The following is a 20,557-nucleotide window of genomic DNA, read 5'->3' as shown; positions in this document are numbered from 1 at the left end:
TGTCTACATCCGCCAGAATCCGCCCCACGTAGACAGACCTGTCTACATCAGCCGATCGACCGTTCCATTCATCGATCGATCGGCTGCCTGATCTCTACCGACCTCCCGCCTTCGACGAAAGGACCTGCACCATGGACACCCGCCCGCCCCTGCCCCCGTTCACCCGCGAGACCGCGATCCAGAAGATCCGCCTGGCCGAAGACGGCTGGAACAGCCGCGACCCGGCGCGCATCGTGCTGGCCTACAGCCCGGACACCAAGTGGCGCAACCGGGCCGAGTTCCCGCAAGGCCGCGACCAGGCGCAGGCGCTGCTGGAACGCAAGTGGACGCGCGAGCTGGACTACCGCCTGATCAAGGAGCTGTGGGCCTTCGAAGGCAACCGCATCGCCGTGCGCTTCGTCTACGAGTGGCATGACGACGCCGGCAACTGGTTCCGCAGCCACGGCAACGAGAACTGGGAGTTCGACGCCCAGGGTCTGATGACGCATCGTCACGCCAGCATCAACGATCAGCCGATCAAGGCCGCGGACCGCAAGTTCCATTGGCCGTTGGGACGTCGTCCGGACGACCATCCGGGCCTGACCGAACTGGGACTTTGAGCGCCATCCGATGACAACGGAAACTTGGCGCGCGGGCTGCAGGGGGGATCAATGGCCCTGCGCCGGCCCCTGCTCCCGCCACGCGCTCGGCGACCGCCCCGTGTGCCGCAGGAAGAAGCGCGTGAAGTACGCCGGGTCCGCGAAGCCGAGACCGTCGGCGATCTGCCGCACCATCAGGTTGGTGTAGCCGAGTTCGCGCTTCGCTTCGAGCAGCACGCGCTGGTGCAGGACGGCGAGCGCTGAGCATTGCAGGTGTCGGCGGCACAGCCGGTTCAGCTGCGTCGGCGTGATGCCGAGCGGCTCGGCCAGTTCGGCCACCGGCGGCTGGCGGCGGTAGTGGCGCTCCACCTGCTCGCGGTAGCGGGCCAGGTGTTGCAGGGCACGACCGTCGACGGACGCGTGCGCATGCGCTGGGGCGTTCCCGTGCGATGCCCCGTCCGAGGCGCCGAGGCGCGCCGCCTGCGTCGCCAGCAGCGCCACCGCGTGGTCCAGCGCCGGCGCGCGCCACGGACCGGCGCCCGCATAGTCCTCCCGCAGCCCGTGGCCGACCGCGAACAACGCGCGCGTCACCGTCGCACCGCGATCGAGCGCGACGAGCCGCGGCTCGGCCAGGCTGTCCAGCAGTTCGGGCAGGTGGTCGAGCAGATCCCGCAGCCGGCTCTGGTCCAGCGTGACGACCAACCCTTCCGTCTCCGGCGCGAAGCGGAAGCCGTGCACCGCCAGCGCCGGCACCCAGACCAGCGCCGGAGCGCGCAGCACGCGCTGCTCCTCGTCCATGCGAACGGTGACGCGGCCGCGTTCGATCAGCAGCAGCTGCACCAGCGCGCCGTGGCGGTGCGGCTGGATTTCCCAATTGTGCAAGCGGCTGCGGTCGGCGATGGACTCCAAATGCAGGCCATCCAGCGCCGGGGAACGACCATCCTCGCCGTAGAGCGAATACACCGGCGTTGAACCGCGGCGGCGGGAGGAGCGACGAAGCACGGGGTCGGTTGCCATGGGTTCGGATTGTGCAAGTCCATGTCGGAGTCGTCCATTCACCGTCGGGCGGTCGGTCCGTAGGCTCCATGCCATGAAGACCTTACGCACCCAGGTGCTCATCGTCGGCGCCGGACCGTCGGGCCTGCTGCTCGGCCAGCTGCTGCACCGCGCCGGCATAGACACCGTCATCGTCGAACGACAGAGCGGCGAACACGTGCTGTCGCGCATCCGCGCCGGCGTGCTCGAACAGGGCACGGCCGATCTGATGGACGAGGCCGGCGTCGGCGCGCGCATGCATGCGGAGGGGCTGGTGCACGACGGCTTCGAGCTGGCGGTCGACGGCGTGCGCCATCGCGTCGACCTGCGCAAGCTCACCGGCGGACGGACGGTGCTGGTCTACGGGCAGACCGAGGTCACGCGCGACCTGATGGGCGCTCGCGCTGCTGCGGGACTGACCACGCTGTACGAAGCGTCCGAGGTCCGGATCGAAGGATTCGACAGCGCAACGCCGCGCGCGCAGTGCACGGTCCATGGCGAGCCGGTCGAGATCACCGCCGACTTCATCGCCGGCTGCGACGGCTTCCATGGTGTCTGCCGCGCGAGCGTTCCCGCAAGCGCGATCCAGCTGTTCGAGAAGGTCTACCCCTTCGGCTGGCTCGGTCTGCTGAGCGATACGCCGCCGGTGTCGGAGGAACTGATCTACAGCCGCCATGCGCGCGGCTTCAGCCTGTGCAGCATGCGGTCGGCGACGCGCAGCCGCTACTACCTGCAGGTGCCGCTGACCGAGCGCGTCGAGGACTGGAGCGACGCGCGCTTCTGGGACGAGCTGCGCGGACGGCTCGATCCTGAAGCCGCGGAGTCGCTGGTCACCGGCCCGTCGCTCGAGAAGAGCATCGCGCCGCTGCGCAGCTTCGTGGCGGAACCGATGCGCTTCGGGCGGCTGTTTCTCGCGGGCGACGCGGCGCACATCGTGCCGCCGACCGGGGCAAAGGGACTCAACCTCGCGGCGTCGGACGTGCGCTACCTGTCGCAGGCGCTGATCGAGCACTACCGCGAACGCAGCGACGCCGGTCTGGACCACTACTCCGCCCGTTGCCTCGCCCGCGTGTGGAAGGCGGAGCGCTTCTCGTGGTGGTTGACCAGCCTGATGCACAACTTCGATCAGGAGCCTGCATTCCAGGCGAAGCTGCAGGCGGCCGAGCTGGATTACGTGCTCGGGTCCGAAGCCGCGCAGCGCGCCCTCGCGGAGAACTACGTCGGCTTGCCGCTGTAGCCGAGGCGACTAGCCTTCGATGATGTTGAGGAAATGGTCCAGGATCACGAAGTGGTCCTCGAACATCTGCGACTCCATCGCTGGCAGCTCGTCGCGGTGGAACCAGCGCGCCTCCTTGACGTCGTCGCTGCCGACGACTTCGGGCAGCGTGCCCATCTCGCCGAACTTGAAGTGGTGCGCCATCGTGATCAGCCGTCCGCGCGCGCTGCGCAGCGGATCCTCGAAGGTCTCGACGCCGTGCAGCGCCGCCAGGATCGAGGCCGGCAGCAGCGGGAACTGCGTCTCCTCGATCAGCTCGCGGACCGCGCAGGCGACCAGCTTCTCGCCGCGGTCCAGGTGGCCGCCGGGCACCGCCCAGAGGTCCTCGCCGAACGGCCCCTTGCGCCGCACCAGCAGCACATGGTCGCCCACCGTCACCACCGCGTCGCCCGTCATGTAGGCGACCGCCGTGTACTTCTTGCGATAGCTCGCGATGGCGGCGTGCTCGGCCTTGCGCCGGCGGTACTCGGGCAGGCGGCTCCAGGCCTGCAGCCAGGCCCGGACCGGCGCGCTGACGTAAGGGGTCATCACCGTCAGCGCCGCATCCGGATCGTCGGCTTCGAAGAAGACCTGGCGCATCGCCGTCGCGTCGACGTCGGCGAGCCGTTCCACCAGTTGCTGCCGCCAGCGCGGGAAGTTGTTGAGGTAGTAGCTCGTGTGGTCCTTCTGATGACCGACCAGCACGATGTCCGCCTCCTCGCCGGCAATGGCGCGCACACCCATCGTCACGGCGGCGTTCCAGCGCTTGTCGTCGAAGTAGTCGCGCACTGGCAGCACGTGCAGACGCTGCTGCTGCTCCGGCGTCAGGTTGGCCAGCAGCATCTGCCGGCGCTCCTCATGGACGAACGGGTTGCGCGGATCGCGCGCCTTGTACGAGGAACCCAGCACCGCGATCACCTCGTCGGCGAGTCCGAAGGCCGCCTGGAACAGCGCCTCCTGCCCGAGGTGCACCAGCTGCCAGCGGCCGACCACGACGGCGACGGTCTTGCGAGTCATGAATGTCCTTCCGATGCTCAGTGCAGTGTTCAATAGTGCTTCGCCGCGATCGGCAACTGCCGGCCGCTGCCGAAGGCGCGCGCCCGCAGCCGCACGATGGGCGGCGCCTGGCGGCGCTTGTATTCGTTGCGGGCGATCATGCCCTTGATCCTGGCGATCAACGCCTGACCTTCGTCGCTCTCGCGCAGCGCGGCGACGGCGGCTTCGGCGGCGGTGCGCTCGTCGTCGGCCAGGCGTTCGCCTTCGATCAGGACTTTCAGCACCTCGTCCAGCACCTCATACGGCGGGAGGCTGTCGGTGTCGCGCTGATCGGGCGCGAGCTCGGCGCTCGGCGGCTTGTCGAGGATCGCCGCCGGGATGATCTCCCGCCCGGCCGTCTCGTTGAGATGGCGGCTCAGTGCGAAGACCTCCGTCTTGTAGAGGTCACCGATCAATCCCAGCCCGCCGTTGGTGTCGCCGTAGAGCGTGCAGTAGCCGACGGCGATCTCGCTCTTGTTGCCGGTCGTCAGGAGCAGGTGGCCCTGCGCGTTCGAGACGGTCATCAGCAGCGTGCCGCGCACGCGCGCCTGCAGGTTCTCCAGCGCGAGGCCGGACGGCCGCAGCGCCAGCGTGCTCGCCGCCATGGTGTCGCCGACCTGGCGGACGATGTCCTCGATCGGGCAGACGTCCAACGGGATGCCGAGCGCGTCGCACAGCGCCTTGGAATCGTCGACGCTGCCCGATGAGGAGAACCGCGACGGCATCGTGATGGCCGAGACCTTGTCCGCGCCGAGGGCCTCCACGGCGAGCGCCAGCGTCAGCGCGGAGTCGATCCCACCCGAGGATCCGACGACGACGCGGTCGAAGCCGCAGCGTCGGGCGTAGTCGCGCAGGCCGAGCACGATCTGCCGGCGGTAGAACGCCATGGTGTCGAGTCCAGCGCTCGCCGGGGGCGGCGGGAGCGCGCCGCCGTCACGGGACGAGAAGAGGCCGCGGTCCGTCTCGAAGCGCAGCGTGACGACGTGCGATTCGAAGCGGTCGGCCTCGAACACCACGCCGGGCTCCGGCTCGATCGCGAAGGACGCGCCGTCGTAGACCAACTGGTCATGGCCGCCGACCTGGTTCACGAACACCAGCGGCAGGCGGCGGCGCCAGCAGGCGGCGCGGAACACCGCATGGCGCTGCTCGCGCTTGCCGATGTTGCTCGGACTCGCGTTGATCGAGACGATCAGGTCCGGCGCCGCGTCGGCCAGCCGCTGGAAGGGATTGACCGCGTAGTCCTTGCCGTCGTCATTCCAGCCGTCTTCGCAGATCATGAAGCCGACCTGCGTGCCGCCGATGCGCAGCACGCGGACGACGTCCGGACCAGGCTCGAAGTGGCGTCGTTCGTCGAAGACGTTGTAGGTCGGCAGCAGCTGCTTGTGATAGTCGAGGAGCACCTCGCCGTCGCGGATCACGAGCAGTGAATTGCGGAAGGCCTTGCCGGCGCCGGGATTGCGCGTGGGCGCGCCGACGACCCAGTAGACCGAGTCGACCTCGCGCGTCGCGGCCAGCAGCGCGGTCATCGCGCGGTCCAGGCGCTGACGGAAGTCCTCGTCGTCGAGCAGGTCCGCCGGGTAGTAGCCGGTCAGCGAGAGTTCCGGGAAGACGACCAGGTCGGCGCCGTCGTGGCGCGCCTGCCGCGCGGCGTCCAGATGCAGCGCGAGGTTGCCGTCGAGGTCCCCGATCGTCGGGTTGATCTGGGCCAGGGTGATCTTGAGCATGACTTCGCTCCTTGGGGGCTTCATTACTTCAACCGCCGCTGGCCCTCACCCCTGCCCTCTCCCGCAAGCGGGAGAGGGAGTAAGAAGGGTGCCAGTCGGGCTCCCTCTCCCGCTTGCGGGAGAGGGCGGGGGTGAGGGCTGCGGTCACCCGACCTGCTTCACCCTGAACACCTGCCGCAGATAGTCCAGGAAGGTCTGGTCATCGCAGAGCGTCTTGCCCGGCGCGTCCGAGAGCTTGGCGACCGACTGGCCGTTGCACCGGACCAGCTTCATGACGATGTTGAGCGGCTTCGGTCCGAGGTCGTTGCTGAGGTAGGTCCCGATGCCGAAGCCCACCGGCACGCGCTGCGCGAAGTGCGCGTGCAGCCGGAAGGCTTCGTCGCAGTTCAATCCGTCGCTGAACACCAGGCGCTTGGTGAACGGATCGATGCGCAGCCTTGCGTAGTGCGCGAGCGCCTTCTCGCCCCACACGACCGGATCGCCGCTGTCGTGCCGCAGGCCGTCGAACAGCTTCGCGAAGTACAGGTCGAAGTCGGCGAGGAACGCATCCATGCCGATCACGTCGGTGAGCGCGATGCCCAAGTCCCCGCGGTACTCCTGCACCCAGCCTTCCAGCGCGGCCTTCTGCGACAGCCTCAGCTGCACGCCGACCGCCTGGTAGGTCTGCAGGTACTCGTGCGCCATCGTGCCGATGGGGATCAGCCCATGGCGACGCGCCAACTCGACGTTGGACGTGCCCTTGAAGACAGAGGGGATCTCGCGCTTCAGCGTGGCGACGACTTCGTCGTGCCAGTCGCCGGAGAAGCGGCGACGCAGGCCGAAGTCGAAGAACTCGAAGGGATAGGCGTCCTCACCGAGCGCCGCCGGCACGGCCGCCGCGTAGTCGCACAGCCGCCGCGTCTTCGCCGCGAGCCGCGCGCGGCCTTCGGCCAGCACCTCGGCCTCGCGGCCCGCGCACAGGCGCCGGAAGTACAGCTCGTTCACGATGGCGAGCACGAAGATCTCGAACGCCATCACGTGGACCTGGGGGCCCTTCGCGACGATGACGAGTTGCCCCGCCTCGGCGCCCTCACCCGGCCGTGCCTCGATGAACCGGCGCTGGAAGCGGAAGATCCGCAGGAAGTCGATGAAGTCCGACTTCATGAAGCGCAGGCCGCCGAGGTAGGCCAGCTCCTCATCGCTGAAGCTCAGCGTGCAGAGATGGTCCAGCTCGCGGTTGACCGCGTCACTGAGCTCGCTCAGCGGAAAGGCCGGCGTGTTGCGGCAGACGAAGCGGTACTCGGCGTCGTTGGCGGGGAACGCGTGCAGCAGCGTCTGCCACATCGTGAACTTGTAGAGGTCGGTCTCCAGCAGCGAGCGGATGACGGGGGCGAAGGTCGTGTCGGAGGTGTCGTTCATGACATCGCTCCGCTCAGGCCGACAGCAGACCGAGCGCCTGCGCCGCAGTCATCGTCCGCACGCCGAGCGCCCGTGCCCGCTCGACGAAGGCCGTCGCGCCGGACTCGAATCCACCGACCGGGCTCATCGCATCCTCGATCAGCACGACGCGCGCGAGCCGCTCGGCGCTCATCTCGGCGAAGAGGTCCTCCGCCGTCGCCGCCACGCAATGGCTGCTGGCTTCCCCGGCGATGAAGGTCAGTCCCGGGAAGTCGACGATGCGGTCGACCAGCGCCCGGTTGGTCTGCGTGCGCGGATCGGCGGCGATGGGGACCTCGGCGCGCACGGCGCTGTACTGCTCGGTCATCGGGTTCTGGCCCTTGAGGACCTTCTCCACCGTGCGCAGCCGCGTGGCTTCCCATCGGCCCAGCGCGGCGGCGAGATCGCCGTGCACGTTGTGACCCCAGGTTCCGACCACGCAGTGCGTCGGCCACACCATCAGGATGTACTTCTTGGGGCTGGCCTCCAGCGCGTCGAGATAGGCCAGGACCTGCTCGCGCAACGCGGCGTCGCGCGGCGCGAAGCGGCCGGCGCGGACGTCCTCGGCCTTGATCTGCGTGAAGGGCGCGACGGGCGCGACGGGCGCGACCGGTTGCGGCGCGCCGCCCGCCGCGTCGGCGCCGTCAACACTGACAGCGCCCGGCTGTTGCCAGAACGCCGGCCGCTCGATGGCGTAGACCGGGTGCGAATCCAGGGTCACGACGATGTCCGCGATCGCGCCGCCGGCCTGGTCCACCAGCGCGGCCAGGCGCTTCATGTCCGCGTCCGCGCCGGTCACCGGCAGCGTCGCGCCGTCGATGTCGCAGAAGTCGTTCTGCGGGTCGACGATCAGCAGTTGGAGGGGCTGGGTGCGTGGGGTGGTCATGAGAACTCCGATTCCGTCTTTGTCATGTCGTGGCGCCAGCATATCCCACTTCGTGCTTGTTTGCACTAAGTCGTTTGGCAAGCATGTACCGAAGGTGCAACGAGGTGTAGCGCCGTGTGCCATTGATTCCAAGATGCGTTCAGCGCGCCGGTTTGACGTCCGGAATCGTTGCCACCCATAATTCGTGCCTTTGCGCACTAAGAAGAACAGGCTCGTGGACTTCCAACGCCCCATCGTCACCGTCGACATCGTCCTGCTGACGCTGCGCGACGGCGTGCTGCACGCAGGTCTTGCGCAGCGGGACAAAGCGCCGGCGCTCGGCGCGTGGACGCTGCCCGGCGGCTGGGTGCACACGGACACCGACCAGGACGCCGACGACGCGGCCACCCGCATCCTTCGGGAGAAGGCCGGACTGGTGTCGCCTTATCTGGAGCAGTTGAAGACCTTCTCGGGGATGCATCGCGACTCGCGCGGGTGGTCGCTGTCGGTCAGCTACTACGCGGTGGTGCCCACGGACGTGGAAGCCGCCGGGGCGGACGCGTCGGGCGGCGAGCGCTTCCGTTGGGCGGCCGTCGACAGCCTGCGCTCCCTGCCCTTCGACCACGCGCAGATCCTGCGCACGGCGGTCGAGCGCGTGCGGTCGAAGACCTTGTATTCGTCGCTGCCGGTGCACCTGATGCCGGCCGAGTTCACGCTCGGCGAGCTGCAGCGCACCTATGAGCAGGTGCTGGGCGCCGAGCTCGACAAGCGCGGCTTCCGCCGTCGCATCGAGGAGCTGGACGTGATCGAGGAGATTCCCGGCTCGTTCACCAGCGGCGGCAGCCATCGGCCCGCGCAGCTGTTCCGCAAGAAGGCGCATGCGCCGGCGTTGAAGACGGTGACGAGCAATCTGGCGGTGGGCTGAACGTCAAGGGCGTTCATCGCGCCCGCCGCGCTCACCGCGCGCTCAATCCCTTGAGCAGCGCCTCGTGGAATTCCTTCGGCGACTCCACCTGCGGCGAGTGCCCCAGCGCGGGGAACTCGATCAGCGACGCGCCGGGAATCATCTTCGCCGTCGAGCGCCCCAGCATCGCGTAGTCGCCGAGCTTCTCCGCGATCTCCTTCGGTGCGCGGATCGCGCCGGGCGCGGTGCGGTCCTTGCCGCCGATCATGAGCAGCGTGCGCACCTGCAGTCGCGGCAGCTCCTGCACCACCGGCTGCGTGAAGATCATCTCCGAGGTCTGCGCCTGGTTCCACGCCACCTGCTCGCGCCCCGGTCCCGCGTACTGGCCGGCGGACATGCGCACCCAGCGGTCGTACTCCGGCTTCCACTGGCCGTTGTAATAGAAGCGCAGCTGGTAGGCCTTGATGGTCTCCGCCGTGGTCTTCAACTCCTGCGCGTAGAGCTGGTCGATCGTCGCGTACGGGACGCCGGCCGCCTGCCAGTCTTCCAGGCCCAGCGGATTCACGACGACCAGCTGCTCGACCTGCGTCGGGTACGCGAGCGCGAAGCGCATCGCGAGCATGCCGCCCATCGAGTGGCCGATCACCGTCGCCTTGGCGATGCCCAGCGACTGCAGCAGCGCCTGCGTGTTGGCCGCGAGCTGGTTGAAGCTGAACTGGTAGCCCGTCGGTTTGCTCGATGCGCAGAAGCCGATCTGGTCCGGTGCGATGACGCGATAGCCCGCGCCAGTGAGCACGCTGATCGTCTGCTCCCAGGTCGCGCCGCAGAAGTTCTTGCCATGCAGCAGCACCGCCGTCCGCCCGTTGGGCTGGCCCGTCGGCGCGACGTCCATGTAGGCCATCTCCAGCGCCTGCCGCTGCGAGGTCAGCTTGAAGCGCTGCTGCGGATGCGGGTAGTCGAAGCCTTCGAGGCGCGCGCCATAGGCGGGTGCGGGTGCGGAGGCGGGGGCGCTCTGCGCATGGACGGACAGGGCGAGCACCGCGAGCGCGGTGGCGAGCAAGGTCTTCTTCACGGGGAACTCCAGGAGAAAAGAGGAACGGCGCGCCGCAGCGAGCAAGTGTCGTTCCCTCTCGTGCCCCGTGCGTGTCCCGGGGACTTCAGCGCTGATCGAGATAGCCGAAGCTGCCGTGGTCCCGGATCTCCTCGGCGGCCAGGCGCGCGGCCTTCATCGCATGCCGGAACAGCGACATCGCCAGGCTGACGCGCTTCACGCCGGCCTCGCCGAGTTCGCGCACCGTGAACGAGCGCCCCGGGATGCCGGCCATGAAGTTCACCGGCTTCGTCACCGACGCGCAGACCCGGCGCACCGCGTCGAGGTCCGGCAGCAGCGGCGCGAACAGCACGTCCGCGCCCGCGCGTTCGAAGGCCTGGAGGCGGCGGATCGTGTCGTCGAGATCATTGATGCCGTGGAGGAAATTCTCCGAGCGCGCCGTGACCAGGAACGGGAACGGCAGCGCGCGCGTCGCCTCGACCGCGGCGGCGACGCGCTCGACGGCGAGGTCGAAGTCCAGGATCGGTGATCCGCCCTCGCTCGACGAATCCTCGATGGAGCCGCCGACCGCGCCCGCCTCCGCCGCAAGGCGGATCGTCAGCGCGCAGTCCTCGGGACGATGGCCGAAGCCGTTGCCCAGGTCGGCGCTCAGCGGCAGCGGCGTGGCGCCCGCCAGCAGCCGCACGTGGGCGAGCGTCTCCTCACGCGTGAGCTGGCCGTCACGACGCCCGACGGCCTCGGCCGCCGCGGCGCTCGACGTCGCCAGCGCGGCGAAGCCCGCCTCCTGCAGCATGCGCGCCGACGCAATGTCCCACGCGTTCGCGATCACGAAGGGGCCGGGCCGTTCATGCAGCGCGCGCAGCGCCACCGCCTTCGCGGACAGGCTCTCGACGGTGAGGTCGGCGGTGGGGGTGACGGTCGTGGACGGGGTACTCATGGGGGCCTCCTCGGTGGGTAGACGCCGGATCCTAGGCCGCGCTCCTGCCGCCGTCTGGCAGCAATCGGACCTGTTCCTCGCCCGCCGCTACCTCCAAAAGGGTGGCGGCCCCGCGACGCTTTCCCTTCGAACGGGGCGGATCGCGCGACCAGCGCCCCCTAGGCCCCATCCACAATATTGCGAACCATTCGCATTTGATAACGTATCGCGTTACGCTGAATTTCAGATCCCCCTTCTCCCCGTCTCTCCCCGTCTCTCCCGGTCCACAGCATGTCCAACACCGTTTCCCGCGCCGCCGCGCCGCGCCTGTCTCCGATTTCCCTGTCCATCCTGGCGCTGCTGGTGCCGCTCGCGGTCCAGGCCCAGACCGCTCCCGCCGAGGCGCGGGCCGCCGACGCGAAGTCCTCGACCGCGGCATCGACCGCCACCGGCGACGGCACGCAGAAGCGCCTGCTGGACGAAGTCGTCGTCACCGGCGTGCGCAAGAAGACCTTCGCGGCCGAGACGGTGCGGGTCGGCGCCTTCCGCGACCAGGATCCGCTGGACGTGCCGCTGACCAACAGCGTGATGTCGCGCGACCTGCTGGACGCGCAGGCCGCGCAGGGACTGTTCGACGCGCTGAAGAACACCGCCGGCGTGACCCGCTCGCAGGTCAGCGGCTCCACCTACGACAACCTCTCCATCCGCGGGATCATTGTCGAGAACCGCAGCAACTACCGCCTCAACGGCAACCTGCCGGTCGTCAACCTGATCGACATCCCGCTCGAGAACAAGGAGCAGGTCGAGGTCCTCAAGGGCGCGTCGTCGATGTACTACGGCATGGTGCCGCCCTCGGGCATCGTGAACTTCGTGACCAAGCGCGCCGGCCCGACGCCGGTGACCTCGCTGACGACCACCGTCAACGACCACGGCGGCGCCAAGGTCCACATGGACATCGGCCGGCGCTTCGGTGAAGAGCAGAGCGTGGGCATCCGCGTCAACGCCGCGGCCAGCAAGGAAGAGACCGGCATAGCCCGCTACAAGGGCGACCGCGACGTGCTGACCCTGGCCGCCGACTGGCGTGCCACCTCCTGGGCCAACTTCAAGCTGGACGTCGAGCACTACCGCAAGAACACCAGCGAGCAGGCCGGCATCCAGCTGCCCGCCGCGGTGAACGGCGTGATCACGCTGCCGCGCGTGCCGGACAACAAGACCAACCTCGCGCCCGAATGGGCCCGCTACGACGCGCAGGCCAACAACGTGCTGCTGCGCGGCGACTTCGCGCTGAGCGAGGACTGGGTGCTGAGCGTCGAGACCGGCCGCGCCCAGACCGAGCGCGACCGCAACAACACGACCTTCATCAACTACAACCCGCAGACCGGCGCCGGCACGGCCAGCGTCAACACGCTGAAGGGCCAGAAGTACACCAACACCAACCACCGCGTCGAGGCCATCGGCCGCTTCGACACCTTTGGCGTCGGGCATGAACTGACCCTGGGCACGACCTACAACCAGCGCGAATCCGCCGGCTGGACCAGCGGCACCGCGACCGCGCCGCAGAACCTGTACGCGCCGGTCGACATCGCGCAGCTCAACCCGACGCTGCGCCAGGCCGGCTTCCCGTCCGAGATCAACGACCGCGGCCTGTACGCCTTCGACCGCGTCTCCGTCGGCGAGCAGTGGCAGTTCCTGGCCGGCGTGCGCAAGACCATCTACCGCAGCGAGGCGACCAGCCCCACCGCGCCGGTCAGCGTGTACCGCGCCGACAAGGTCACGCCCAACTTCTCGGTGATGTGGAAGCCGATGAAGAACCTGAGCGTCTACGGCAGCGTGCTGCGCGGCCTGGAAGAGACCGGCACCGCGCCACTGACCGCCGACAACGCGGGCCAGGTGCTGTCCCCGGCCGTCAGCAAGCAGCGCGAGCTGGGCGTGAAGGCGCGCGTGGGCGAGGTGCTGCTGCAGACTGCGGTGTTCCAGACGGACCGCGCGCTGACGACCACCATCAACCGCGTCTACCAGATCGGCGGCGAGGCGCGTTACCGCGGCCTGGAGTTCTCCGCCAGCGGCGAGATCGGCCGCGACTTCGCCATCGTGGCCTCGGCGCTGCTGCTGGACGCCGAGATCACCAAGGTCGGCACCACCAACGCGGGCGAGCTGGGCCAGTCGCCGGAGAACACGCCGAAGAACACGCTGAGCCTGTTCGGCGAGTACCGCGTCCCGATGGTGCCGGGCCTGTCGCTCAACGCCGGTGTGTACCACTTCGGCAAGCGCGCGGTGAACAACCTCAACCAGGGCTGGGTCGATGCGTACGAGACGCTGTCGATCGGCGCGCGCTACCAGTTCCGCGTCATGGACAAGGCGGTCAACCTGCAGGCCAACGTCGACAACCTGACCGACAAGAACTACTGGAGCACCGCCGGCAACAACCTGCTGGGCGTCGGCGCGCCGCGCACGGTGCGCCTGACCGCCAAGGTCGACTTCTGATCGCCGGCCCGGGGAGCGACGAGCCATGGCTCTGATGACCGCGCGCCGCGTGTGGATGTGGCTGCACCGCTGGATCGGGCTGACGCTGGGGATGCTGCTCGCCGCGGCGGCGCTGCTCGGCTCGCTGATGACGGTGCTGCGCCCGCTCGACGAGTCCCTGCATCCGGAGCTCTTCCGGGCGCCCGCCCACGACGCGACCCATGAAGCGGCCACGGCCGTCGTCGCGTCGAGCACGCCGTTCGAGACGCTGCGCCGCCGCGTGGCCGATGAATTCGGCCCCAAGGCGACGATGACCATCCGTCCTCCCCGCGAGGACGGCGAGTCGCTGCGCGTGGCGGTGCGCTCGCCGGGCTGGGCGGGCACGGTCTACCTGGACCCGGTCAGCGTCGTCGAGCTGGGCCGGCGCGGCGAGACGGAAGGTCTCGCCAACTTCATCTTCGAGCTGCACAGCGAGCTGCTGCTCGGCGACACCGGCAAGGCGACGCTCGCCTTCACCGCGCTGGCGTATCTCCTGCTGCTGCTCACCGGCCTGATCCTCTGGTGGCCGATGAACGCGGCGCAGTGGAAGCACGCCTTCAAGCTGAAGCTGGACAAGGGCACGACGCGCAGCCTCTTCGACCTGCACCGCTTCGGCGGTGCGGTGCTGGGCCTGATGATCGCCGTGACCGTCGCGAGCGGCGCGTGGATGGCCTACCGACCCATCGGCGGCTGGCTGAACGCGCTGGTCGGGGACGTCGCGCCCAAGCCGCCCAAGATCGAGAAGACCACGGGCGATCGCGTGCCGCTGGACCTGGTCGTCGCCGAGGCGCGGATGCGCTGGCCGGGCGCGATGCTCGGATTCGTCCAGCTGGGTGCGGCGGACACGCGGCCGGTGCGCCTGCGCTTCAAGCTCGCAGGCGATCCGCATCCGAACGGGCTGTCCTCGATCTGGGCGCATCCGGTCGACGGCCGCGTGCTCAGCCAGCAGCGCTGGGACGACCTCGACCTCGCGGTCCGGTCCACCGCGTGGATCTACCCGCTGCATGCGGGCGAGCTCTTCGGACTCCCCAACCGCGTGATCACCGGCGTGCTCGGGCTGGCGCTGTTCGGCATGGGCGTCACCGGGGCGTGGTTGTGGTGGCGTCGGCGGCGCTGAGCCGCCAAGGCGCAGAGGCGCTGAGGCGCTTCAGGACCGGATCAACTCATCCACGCAGCGCGCCACCAGCGCGCTGTCGGCGTCGAAGTAGTGCGTGTGCGCCCCCGCGCCGACGCAGAGGTCCTTGCGCGGCGGCTCATCGAGTGCCGCCGCGCCCGGCGCATAGAACGCGGACTGGTGGACCGCCCGCGGCGACGCCGGTTCCCAGATCCAGCGCCCGACATAATCCCCGGCGGCGAAGGCGTTGGTCCACTTGTCGATGCCGAGCTGATCCAGCACCGGCCCGGTGCGGACCCAGTGGTACAGGTCGGGGAAGCGCGCCGCATAGAGCTGTCGCAGCGGACTGCCCGCCGTGAACAGGTGGACCTCGATGTCCTGCAGCCACTGTCCCAGCTGCCCCGCGCGGCTGGTCGGATCGCGCATCGCGCGGTAGGTCAGGTAGCGCAGCAGGTCGGCGGTGATGACCGTGCCCTGGCTGTGCGACACGATCACGATGCGCGAGGCGCCGTCCCGCTTCAGGTGCTCCAGCAGGGCCACGTAACGCGCGAAGATGCGGGCGCGCGGGATCGCGTTGCGCGGGAACTCCCTCAGGTAGTTGTCGACGTCCAGCATCGCGTCCAGCGGCGCCCGCAGCCACGGCGCGTACTTGGACAAGGTGCGGCCGAACAGCGTCAACGCGCCCAGCGCCGACACCGAGCCGATCACGAACGGCGCCAGCAGCGACTGGGACGCGAACCCCGTGCCGGAGATCGCTTGCTTCAGGTCCGCCGCGGTAAACGGCTCCACCAGACGCAGCAGATCCACCAGGTAGACGCCGCCGATGTAGGTCGTCGCCAGCGCGCTCGCGATCGCGAGCAGCGCGATGAAGTCCTCCAGACGCTGGTAGCCGCCGGTCAGCCAGCGGCCCAGGTTGCCCGCGGTGCCCACGCTGCGCTGCAGCTCGGCCAGCACGCTGGGCAGCAGCGTCACCAGCACGTAGGCCACCAGCGCCAGCAGCAGCATCGCCACCAGGAAGAAGGTCGCCGTGCTGTAGACATAGCGCAACGTCAGGAAACTCTCCGCCGGCAGCGCGCGCACCATGTCGGCCGCGCGATGCTGGAAGCCCCACACGTCGGCACTCACCTCGAACTGCAGGTCGAACAGCCACGGCCGGTAGCCCCACTTGCCGGCGGCCCGCTCCAGGACCTGATGACCGGCGGCCCAGATCACCATGCCCACCGCGGTGAAGGAAGTGACTGACACGAACAGGCCCAGCCGCGCCGTCGCCACGCTGGCCCGCGCCGCGTCGCCGAGCCCGGCCTGCCGCACGCCGTACCAGGTCCACGGCACCAGCAGCGCGGCGGCGATGATCCACCAGACGTAGGTGCCCATCAGCATCAGCTCGAAGGCGCGCAGCGCCGCGGCGGTCCACCAGATCCAGAGGTCCTCCTTCGGCGAGAACCACAGCATGACGGTCGCGAGGGTGCCCAGGCTCGCCGCCAGGAAGGCCAGACCGATCTGGCGGGTCGACACGAAGCGCCGGTCGGCCAGATTCAGGCCGGCGTCGCACAGCAGCGACAGCACGGCCAGCACGGCCACCCCCAGCAGCCACGGCGCGGCGAAGGCCTTCAGGGCGAAGCCGGCGGCCACCGCCAGCAGGAACAGCAGCACCCGCCCGACGGCCGTCCGGACGTGGCGGTACACCAGCCACCAGAAGGCCAGCGCCGGCAGCCCCACCGCGAGCATCGTCTGGACGCTGCGCGCGGTCTCGCCGCGCGGGTCCTCGTTGAGCGCCGACATCACCACGATGAAGGTCCCCAGCAGCAGCGCCTGCAGGAACAGGTTGGACAGCAGGTGGGCGAAGGACCAGTCCAGCGCCGTCTGCAGCCAGGACAGCCGGGCCCAGCGCTGCCGGATCCCCGCCGGCGCGCCGGCCGCATCGGCGGCATGACGCGCCTGGTCGATCGTGTCGCGCGCCAGCTTGGACAGGCGGAACAGGATGGTGAACAGTTCGGTCAGGATGGTCGGCAGCGCGCTGGACAACCGGGAGAGGTCGGCCCAGTACATCTCGTGGAGGTCCACCCGCTGGGTGGTCCGTACCGCTTCGTCCTCACGGGTGATGCGGATGCGGTGGCCCTCGACGTGCTCGGTGGCCGCCTTGCCCCGCTGCGCCTTGAAGAGCAGGTAGTCGGTGAAGGCGATGCCGGCGTCGGGTTCGCCCTTCAACGGATCCCCCGGCGCCTGGGTCGCCATGCCCTTGGCCGCATGTGCGGACCGGACCGTCGACTGGTAGTGCTGCGCCTTCGCGCGATCCTCCGCCTGACCGCGCGCCGAAGCGTCCAGCCAGCCCGTCCGCTGGAAGTCCGACCGCAGCGACTGCCGCAACGCCTTCATCGCGGAAGGCCGGTCGTCGGGGTCGCAGGCGGCCGGCACGCAGCCTTCGAGGACCGGCACCTGCAGCAGCAGGCAGTCGCAGGTCGCATCGCGGTACTGCACGCCTTCGGGCGGACGCACCGTCAGCAGCGCCGCCAGCGCATGCACCGTGGCCCCGGGCGCCTGGTCCGCGACGCCGTGCACGGCGACGACTGCCACGCGCGGGCCGCTTCCGGCGCTGTCCTCACGGGGTTCCTGCGGGTCCGGTCCTGGTTCGGTCATGGCCATTGCCTCCCAGACCACCAGGATGGTGCGCCGCGCCCGCGGTGTCATCCCCCATGAATGGAAGAGCGCCTCCGGCAGCTTTTCCCGATGCCGGCGCCTGCGAGCAAGACCCGGCCCCGCACCCCGTGTCCGGGCGTCCCCGACGACGGCGACGGACTCACCCTCCCCCGGGACTCCCATCTGCCCCGCTCGTGCGCCACCGCCTCCCTCACCCCGGTGCGCCCCACCTGATGCCGCTGTACCACTTGCCTCCCTCGCCCATCCCGCCCTCACCGGTCGGGATGCCTCCCACGCCTTTCGGACTGACGTCGTCCGACGGCTTCCCCGACCCCGCCTCGCCGCCGAACCCGCCGAACCCGGCTGTTGCGCCCTCCGCGCCCGACGCACCGGGCGAACGCGCACTGGAACGGCGCTGGGCGCGCTCCATCGCGGCGCATGCGCTGTGGTCCCGGCAAGCGCCCATCGTCCCGCTGCTGCTGGACTGGCTGCGCGACGCCGAGCCCATCGCCCGCGTGCTGGGCCCCGCGATGTGGCGGCACTTCGCACAGCATCTGTTGCAGCACGCCAGCACCCGCGACCTGCGCGCGATGGGGCTGGACGAGCGCGTCGAGTCCCGCGTCTGGAGTTCCTGGCCCGAATGGCGGACCGCCGGCTTCCGCATCGCGGACGCGCCGGGCCGGCTGCACCGGGCCGTCGTCTGGTGGGAGGACGGGCGCACGCCCGAGTACCCCGACACCGAGCGCGTCTTCGAGATGCCCTACGGCGCGGCGCTCTGGCTCGACGGCCGGTTGCTGCCCTATCCGCAGGAACTCACCTTCGGCTGCTCGATCAACGGATCGGGCGAATGGATCGACGACCGCTACTTCGTCGTCGACGTCGACGGCCCCCAGGAGCATCCCGACTACGTCGAGGAACTGGCCAACGGCCGGGGTTCGGTGCTGAGCCTGCTGGTCGTCGACGCCCGCCACCGCAGCTGCCACCTGCTGAACCCCCGCGCCCATGAGCCGTGGCTGCGCCCGCGCATCACCGTGCAGGCCGACGGCCGCTGGCGCATCGATCCCGGCACCGACGCCGGCGACGCCGATACGCAGTACGACGAGGACGCCGACCGGCCGCCCGTGCCGTCGCGCCTGATGCTGCCGTCGGACCTGCCGCCGGCGTCCATCGAGGCCGAGATCCCCGACGACGAGGCCGAGCCGCGCTCGCTGGCGCCGGCCTGGCGCCACGTGGTCGACGCCTGGAACACGGACCGCGACCGGCTGGTCGGTCTGCTCGGGGAACTGAACTACGAGCTGGCCCTGGACAGCTTCCGCGACGCCGCCTTGGGCTGGTGAGGCGCCTGGGGTCGTCGGGATCGCTGCGGCGATTGAGCGGCGGCCACCTCGCGGCAGCAGGTCATGAACTGTTCCGCCGCCGGGGACGCCCGGCGGTTGCGCATCGTCAGCAGGCCCACGGGCGGGAGTTCGATCGGCACGTCGATCGCCAGCGCCTTTGCCAGGCCTTCCCTGGCGAGATAGCGCGCGACGTTGTCCGCCACGAAGGCCGCCGCCCCGCGCTGGCGCAGGAAGGTGAGCGTGACCAGGAAGGACGCGCTCTCGACGATGTCGCTGGGCGGATCCAGCTGCTGGGAATAGAACATCTGGTTCAGCTTGATGCGCGACGAGGCCCACGGCGGCGGCATCACCCACGGCATGCGGGCGAGCTCGGCCCACGGCGGCCGCTTCGTCCTGCGGGCCGCCGCCAGCGGATGGTCCGGCCGCACGACGATGCGCATCGCCTCCTCGACCAGCGGCTCGGTCGCCAGGTCCGGCGCCGCGTAACCCGGCTCCAGCCGCGCGACGATCACATCCAGTTCGCCCACGCGCAGCCGCGGCAGCAGCCGCGTGAGATCGCCTTCCTCGATGTGGACCGTCGTCAGGGACGAATGGCGCTTGAGCCGCTCGACCGCGCCGGCCACCAGCCCCGGCGTGGCCACCACCATCGCGCCGACGCTCACCCGCCCCGCCGCGCCGCTGGCCACGGCGTCGATCTCGTCGCGGGTGCGCGCGAAGTCCGACAGCACCGAGCGCGCGAAGCGCACCACGGCCTCGCCGAAAGGCGTGGGCTCGGTGCCGCGCGTGGAGCGCGTGAACAGGTCCAGGCCGAACATGCGCTCGACCTCGGCCAGCGACTTGGACACCGCCGGCTGCGTCTGCGAGAGGAACTCCGACGCCCGGCCGAGATGGCGGAACTGGTCGAGCGCCACCAGCATCTGCAGGTGGCGCAGCTTCAGGTTGGAACGGAGGACGCGGTCGATCTGGCTCATGGGCCGATCTTAGGAGCTTGGCGGCCCTTCATGCCGTTCATGACATGAAGGCAGTCCAGTTCTTCAATTGAGCTGCATGGAGGGGATGCCCACAATGCATCGCACAGAGACCTCGCGGCGACTGGCCAAGCGCCCGGAGCCCAACGAGGCCCCAGCCCACGATCCCGATCGGTGCGAGCATCGATCCTGAGCCAGGAGACAAGACATGACCATCCGCATGGACCGCCGCCGCGTCCTGCTTGCCGGCGCCGCCGGCCTCGGCGCCAGCGCCCTCGCACTGCCTCGCCTGGCGCACGCCGCCGCCTATCCGTCCGAGCGCGCCATCACCTTCATCTGCCCCTGGCCCGCCGGCGGCACCGCCGACGTGACCATGCGCTCGCTGTGCATGGCCGCGGGCAAGGTCCTGGGCCAGACCATCATCATCGAGAACCGCGCCGGCGCGTCCGGCATGCTGGGCACCAAGGTGCTGTCGACGTCCAAGCCCGACGGCTACACGATCGGCCAGGTGCCGATCTCGGTGACCCGCTTCGCGCAGCTGCGCACCGTGCAGCTGGACCCGCTCAAGGACTTCACCTACCTCGCCCGCGTCAACGGCCAGACCTTCGGGCTGGTGGTGCGTGCCGACTCGCCGTGGAAGACGCTGGCGGAGTTCGTCGCCGCCGCCAAGGCCAAGCCCGGACTGATCACCTACGGCAGCGCCGGCATCGGCGGCGCCACCCACGTCGGCATGGAGGAGTTCAACCTGCTCGCCGGCATCCAGCTCAACCACATCCCGTACAAGGGCGGCGCCCCGGCGCTGCAGGACCTGCTCGGCGGCCAGGTGGACGCGGTGGCGGACTCCACCTCGTGGGCGCCGCACGTCAAGTCCGGCAAGCTGCGCCTGCTGGTCACCTGGGGCGCGACGCGCACCAAGGACTTCCCCAACGTGCCCACGCTCAAGGAAGCCGGCTACGACCTGGTCGTCGACGCGCCCAACGGCATCGGCGCGCCCAAGGGCATGGACCCGGCGGTCGTGGCCAAGCTGCGCGACGCCTTCCGCAAGGCGGCCGCGGATCCCGATTTCATCGCCACCTGCGACCGCATCGACTCGCCGGTGATGTACCTCGACCAGCCCGACTACGAGAAGTACATCGCCGCCACCTACCGCAAGGACACGCAGCTGATCGAACGCCTGAAGCTGCGCGAACTGCTGGCGAAGGGCTGAGCATGACCGCGAT

The 20,557-nt window shown here is 69.7% G+C and carries 16 protein-coding genes; 7 read left to right on the top strand and 9 right to left on the bottom strand.

Translation table 11 applies throughout. The features are described 5' to 3' along the window. Positions 1–131: 131 nt before the first annotated feature. Positions 132–599, top strand: coding sequence for a DUF1348 family protein (locus tag ACQZ13_RS06340; RefSeq protein ID WP_431050367.1), 468 nt, complete (start codon positions 132–134; stop codon positions 597–599). A gap of 48 nt (positions 600–647) precedes the next feature. Here ACQZ13_RS06340 and ACQZ13_RS06335 read toward each other — a convergent pair whose 3' ends face one another. Beyond that, positions 648–1,595: a helix-turn-helix domain-containing protein gene (locus ACQZ13_RS06335; RefSeq protein ID WP_431050366.1), complete on the bottom strand. Its 948-nt coding sequence runs from the start codon at positions 1,593–1,595 to the stop codon at positions 648–650. Positions 1,596–1,668: 73 nt separating this feature from the next. Here ACQZ13_RS06335 and pobA point away from each other — a divergent pair, with 73 nt between their 5' ends. Next, a complete protein-coding gene (gene pobA / locus ACQZ13_RS06330; protein WP_431050365.1) occupies positions 1,669–2,850 on the top strand; it encodes a 4-hydroxybenzoate 3-monooxygenase in 1,182 nt (393 codons plus the stop codon). 9 nt (positions 2,851–2,859) lie between these two features. Here pobA and ACQZ13_RS06325 read toward each other — a convergent pair whose 3' ends face one another. From ACQZ13_RS06325 to ACQZ13_RS06310, 4 genes are all read right to left on the bottom strand, one after another. Continuing rightward, positions 2,860–3,885 carry an NUDIX domain-containing protein gene (locus tag ACQZ13_RS06325; protein ID WP_431050364.1) on the bottom strand — a complete coding sequence of 342 codons (1,026 nt, stop codon included), beginning with the start codon at positions 3,883–3,885 and terminating at the stop codon, positions 2,860–2,862. A 29-nt stretch (positions 3,886–3,914) separates the two neighbouring features. Continuing rightward, positions 3,915–5,627: an NAD+ synthase gene (locus ACQZ13_RS06320; protein WP_431050363.1), complete on the bottom strand. Its 1,713-nt coding sequence runs from the start codon at positions 5,625–5,627 to the stop codon at positions 3,915–3,917. Between the two features lie 144 nt (positions 5,628–5,771). Further along, positions 5,772–7,025 (bottom strand): nicotinate phosphoribosyltransferase, encoded by a 1,254-nt coding sequence (pncB, locus tag ACQZ13_RS06315; protein WP_431050362.1) that lies wholly within the window; start codon positions 7,023–7,025, stop codon positions 5,772–5,774. A 13-nt stretch (positions 7,026–7,038) separates the two neighbouring features. Beyond that, on the bottom strand, positions 7,039–7,929 hold the full coding sequence (locus ACQZ13_RS06310) for a cysteine hydrolase (RefSeq protein ID WP_431050361.1): 891 nt from the start codon (positions 7,927–7,929) through the stop codon (positions 7,039–7,041). 214 nt (positions 7,930–8,143) lie between these two features. Here ACQZ13_RS06310 and ACQZ13_RS06305 point away from each other — a divergent pair, with 214 nt between their 5' ends. Continuing rightward, positions 8,144–8,833, top strand: a complete 690-nt coding sequence (locus ACQZ13_RS06305; protein ID WP_431050360.1) for an NUDIX hydrolase — start codon at positions 8,144–8,146, stop codon at positions 8,831–8,833. A gap of 31 nt (positions 8,834–8,864) precedes the next feature. Here the strand turns inward: ACQZ13_RS06305 and ACQZ13_RS06300 are convergent, their stop codons facing one another. Beyond that, on the bottom strand, positions 8,865–9,884 hold the full coding sequence (locus ACQZ13_RS06300) for an alpha/beta fold hydrolase (RefSeq protein WP_431050359.1): 1,020 nt from the start codon (positions 9,882–9,884) through the stop codon (positions 8,865–8,867). An 85-nt stretch (positions 9,885–9,969) separates the two neighbouring features. After that, complete coding sequence (locus tag ACQZ13_RS06295; protein WP_431050358.1) at positions 9,970–10,800, bottom strand: isocitrate lyase/PEP mutase family protein; 831 nt, start codon at positions 10,798–10,800, stop codon at positions 9,970–9,972. A 270-nt stretch (positions 10,801–11,070) separates the two neighbouring features. On the opposite strand from ACQZ13_RS06295, the gene ACQZ13_RS06290 reads away from it, so the two are divergent. Both ACQZ13_RS06290 and ACQZ13_RS06285 read left to right on the top strand, forming a co-directional pair. Further along, complete coding sequence (locus ACQZ13_RS06290; RefSeq protein WP_431050357.1) at positions 11,071–13,263, top strand: TonB-dependent siderophore receptor; 2,193 nt, start codon at positions 11,071–11,073, stop codon at positions 13,261–13,263. Between the two features lie 25 nt (positions 13,264–13,288). Beyond that, positions 13,289–14,398 (top strand): PepSY-associated TM helix domain-containing protein, encoded by a 1,110-nt coding sequence (locus tag ACQZ13_RS06285; protein ID WP_431050356.1) that lies wholly within the window; start codon positions 13,289–13,291, stop codon positions 14,396–14,398. 30 nt (positions 14,399–14,428) lie between these two features. Here ACQZ13_RS06285 and ACQZ13_RS06280 read toward each other — a convergent pair whose 3' ends face one another. Further along, positions 14,429–17,032, bottom strand: a complete 2,604-nt coding sequence (locus ACQZ13_RS06280; RefSeq protein WP_431050355.1) for a hypothetical protein — start codon at positions 17,030–17,032, stop codon at positions 14,429–14,431. 284 nt (positions 17,033–17,316) lie between these two features. Between ACQZ13_RS06280 and ACQZ13_RS06275 the strand changes: the two genes are divergently transcribed. Next, positions 17,317–18,369 carry a hypothetical protein gene (locus ACQZ13_RS06275; protein ID WP_431050354.1) on the top strand — a complete coding sequence of 351 codons (1,053 nt, stop codon included), beginning with the start codon at positions 17,317–17,319 and terminating at the stop codon, positions 18,367–18,369. Here ACQZ13_RS06275 and ACQZ13_RS06270 read toward each other — a convergent pair. Then, the gene (locus ACQZ13_RS06270) at positions 18,321–19,340 is read right to left on the bottom strand and encodes a LysR substrate-binding domain-containing protein (RefSeq protein WP_431050353.1); all 1,020 of its coding nucleotides are present in this window, start codon (positions 19,338–19,340) and stop codon (positions 18,321–18,323) included. The two genes, ACQZ13_RS06275 and ACQZ13_RS06270, sit on opposite strands and share 49 nt — an antisense overlap. A gap of 205 nt (positions 19,341–19,545) precedes the next feature. Here ACQZ13_RS06270 and ACQZ13_RS06265 point away from each other — a divergent pair, with 205 nt between their 5' ends. Continuing rightward, positions 19,546–20,544 (top strand): tripartite tricarboxylate transporter substrate binding protein, encoded by a 999-nt coding sequence (locus ACQZ13_RS06265; RefSeq protein ID WP_431050352.1) that lies wholly within the window; start codon positions 19,546–19,548, stop codon positions 20,542–20,544. The last annotated feature ends 13 nt before the right edge of the window (positions 20,545–20,557 follow it).

The organism is Roseateles sp. L2-2 (assembly GCF_050613215.1).
Classification (GTDB): Bacteria; Pseudomonadota; Gammaproteobacteria; order Burkholderiales; family Burkholderiaceae_C; genus Roseateles; species Roseateles noduli.
Note: the sequence above shows the minus strand (reverse complement) of the source record. Positions and strands in the feature narration are given on the sequence as shown.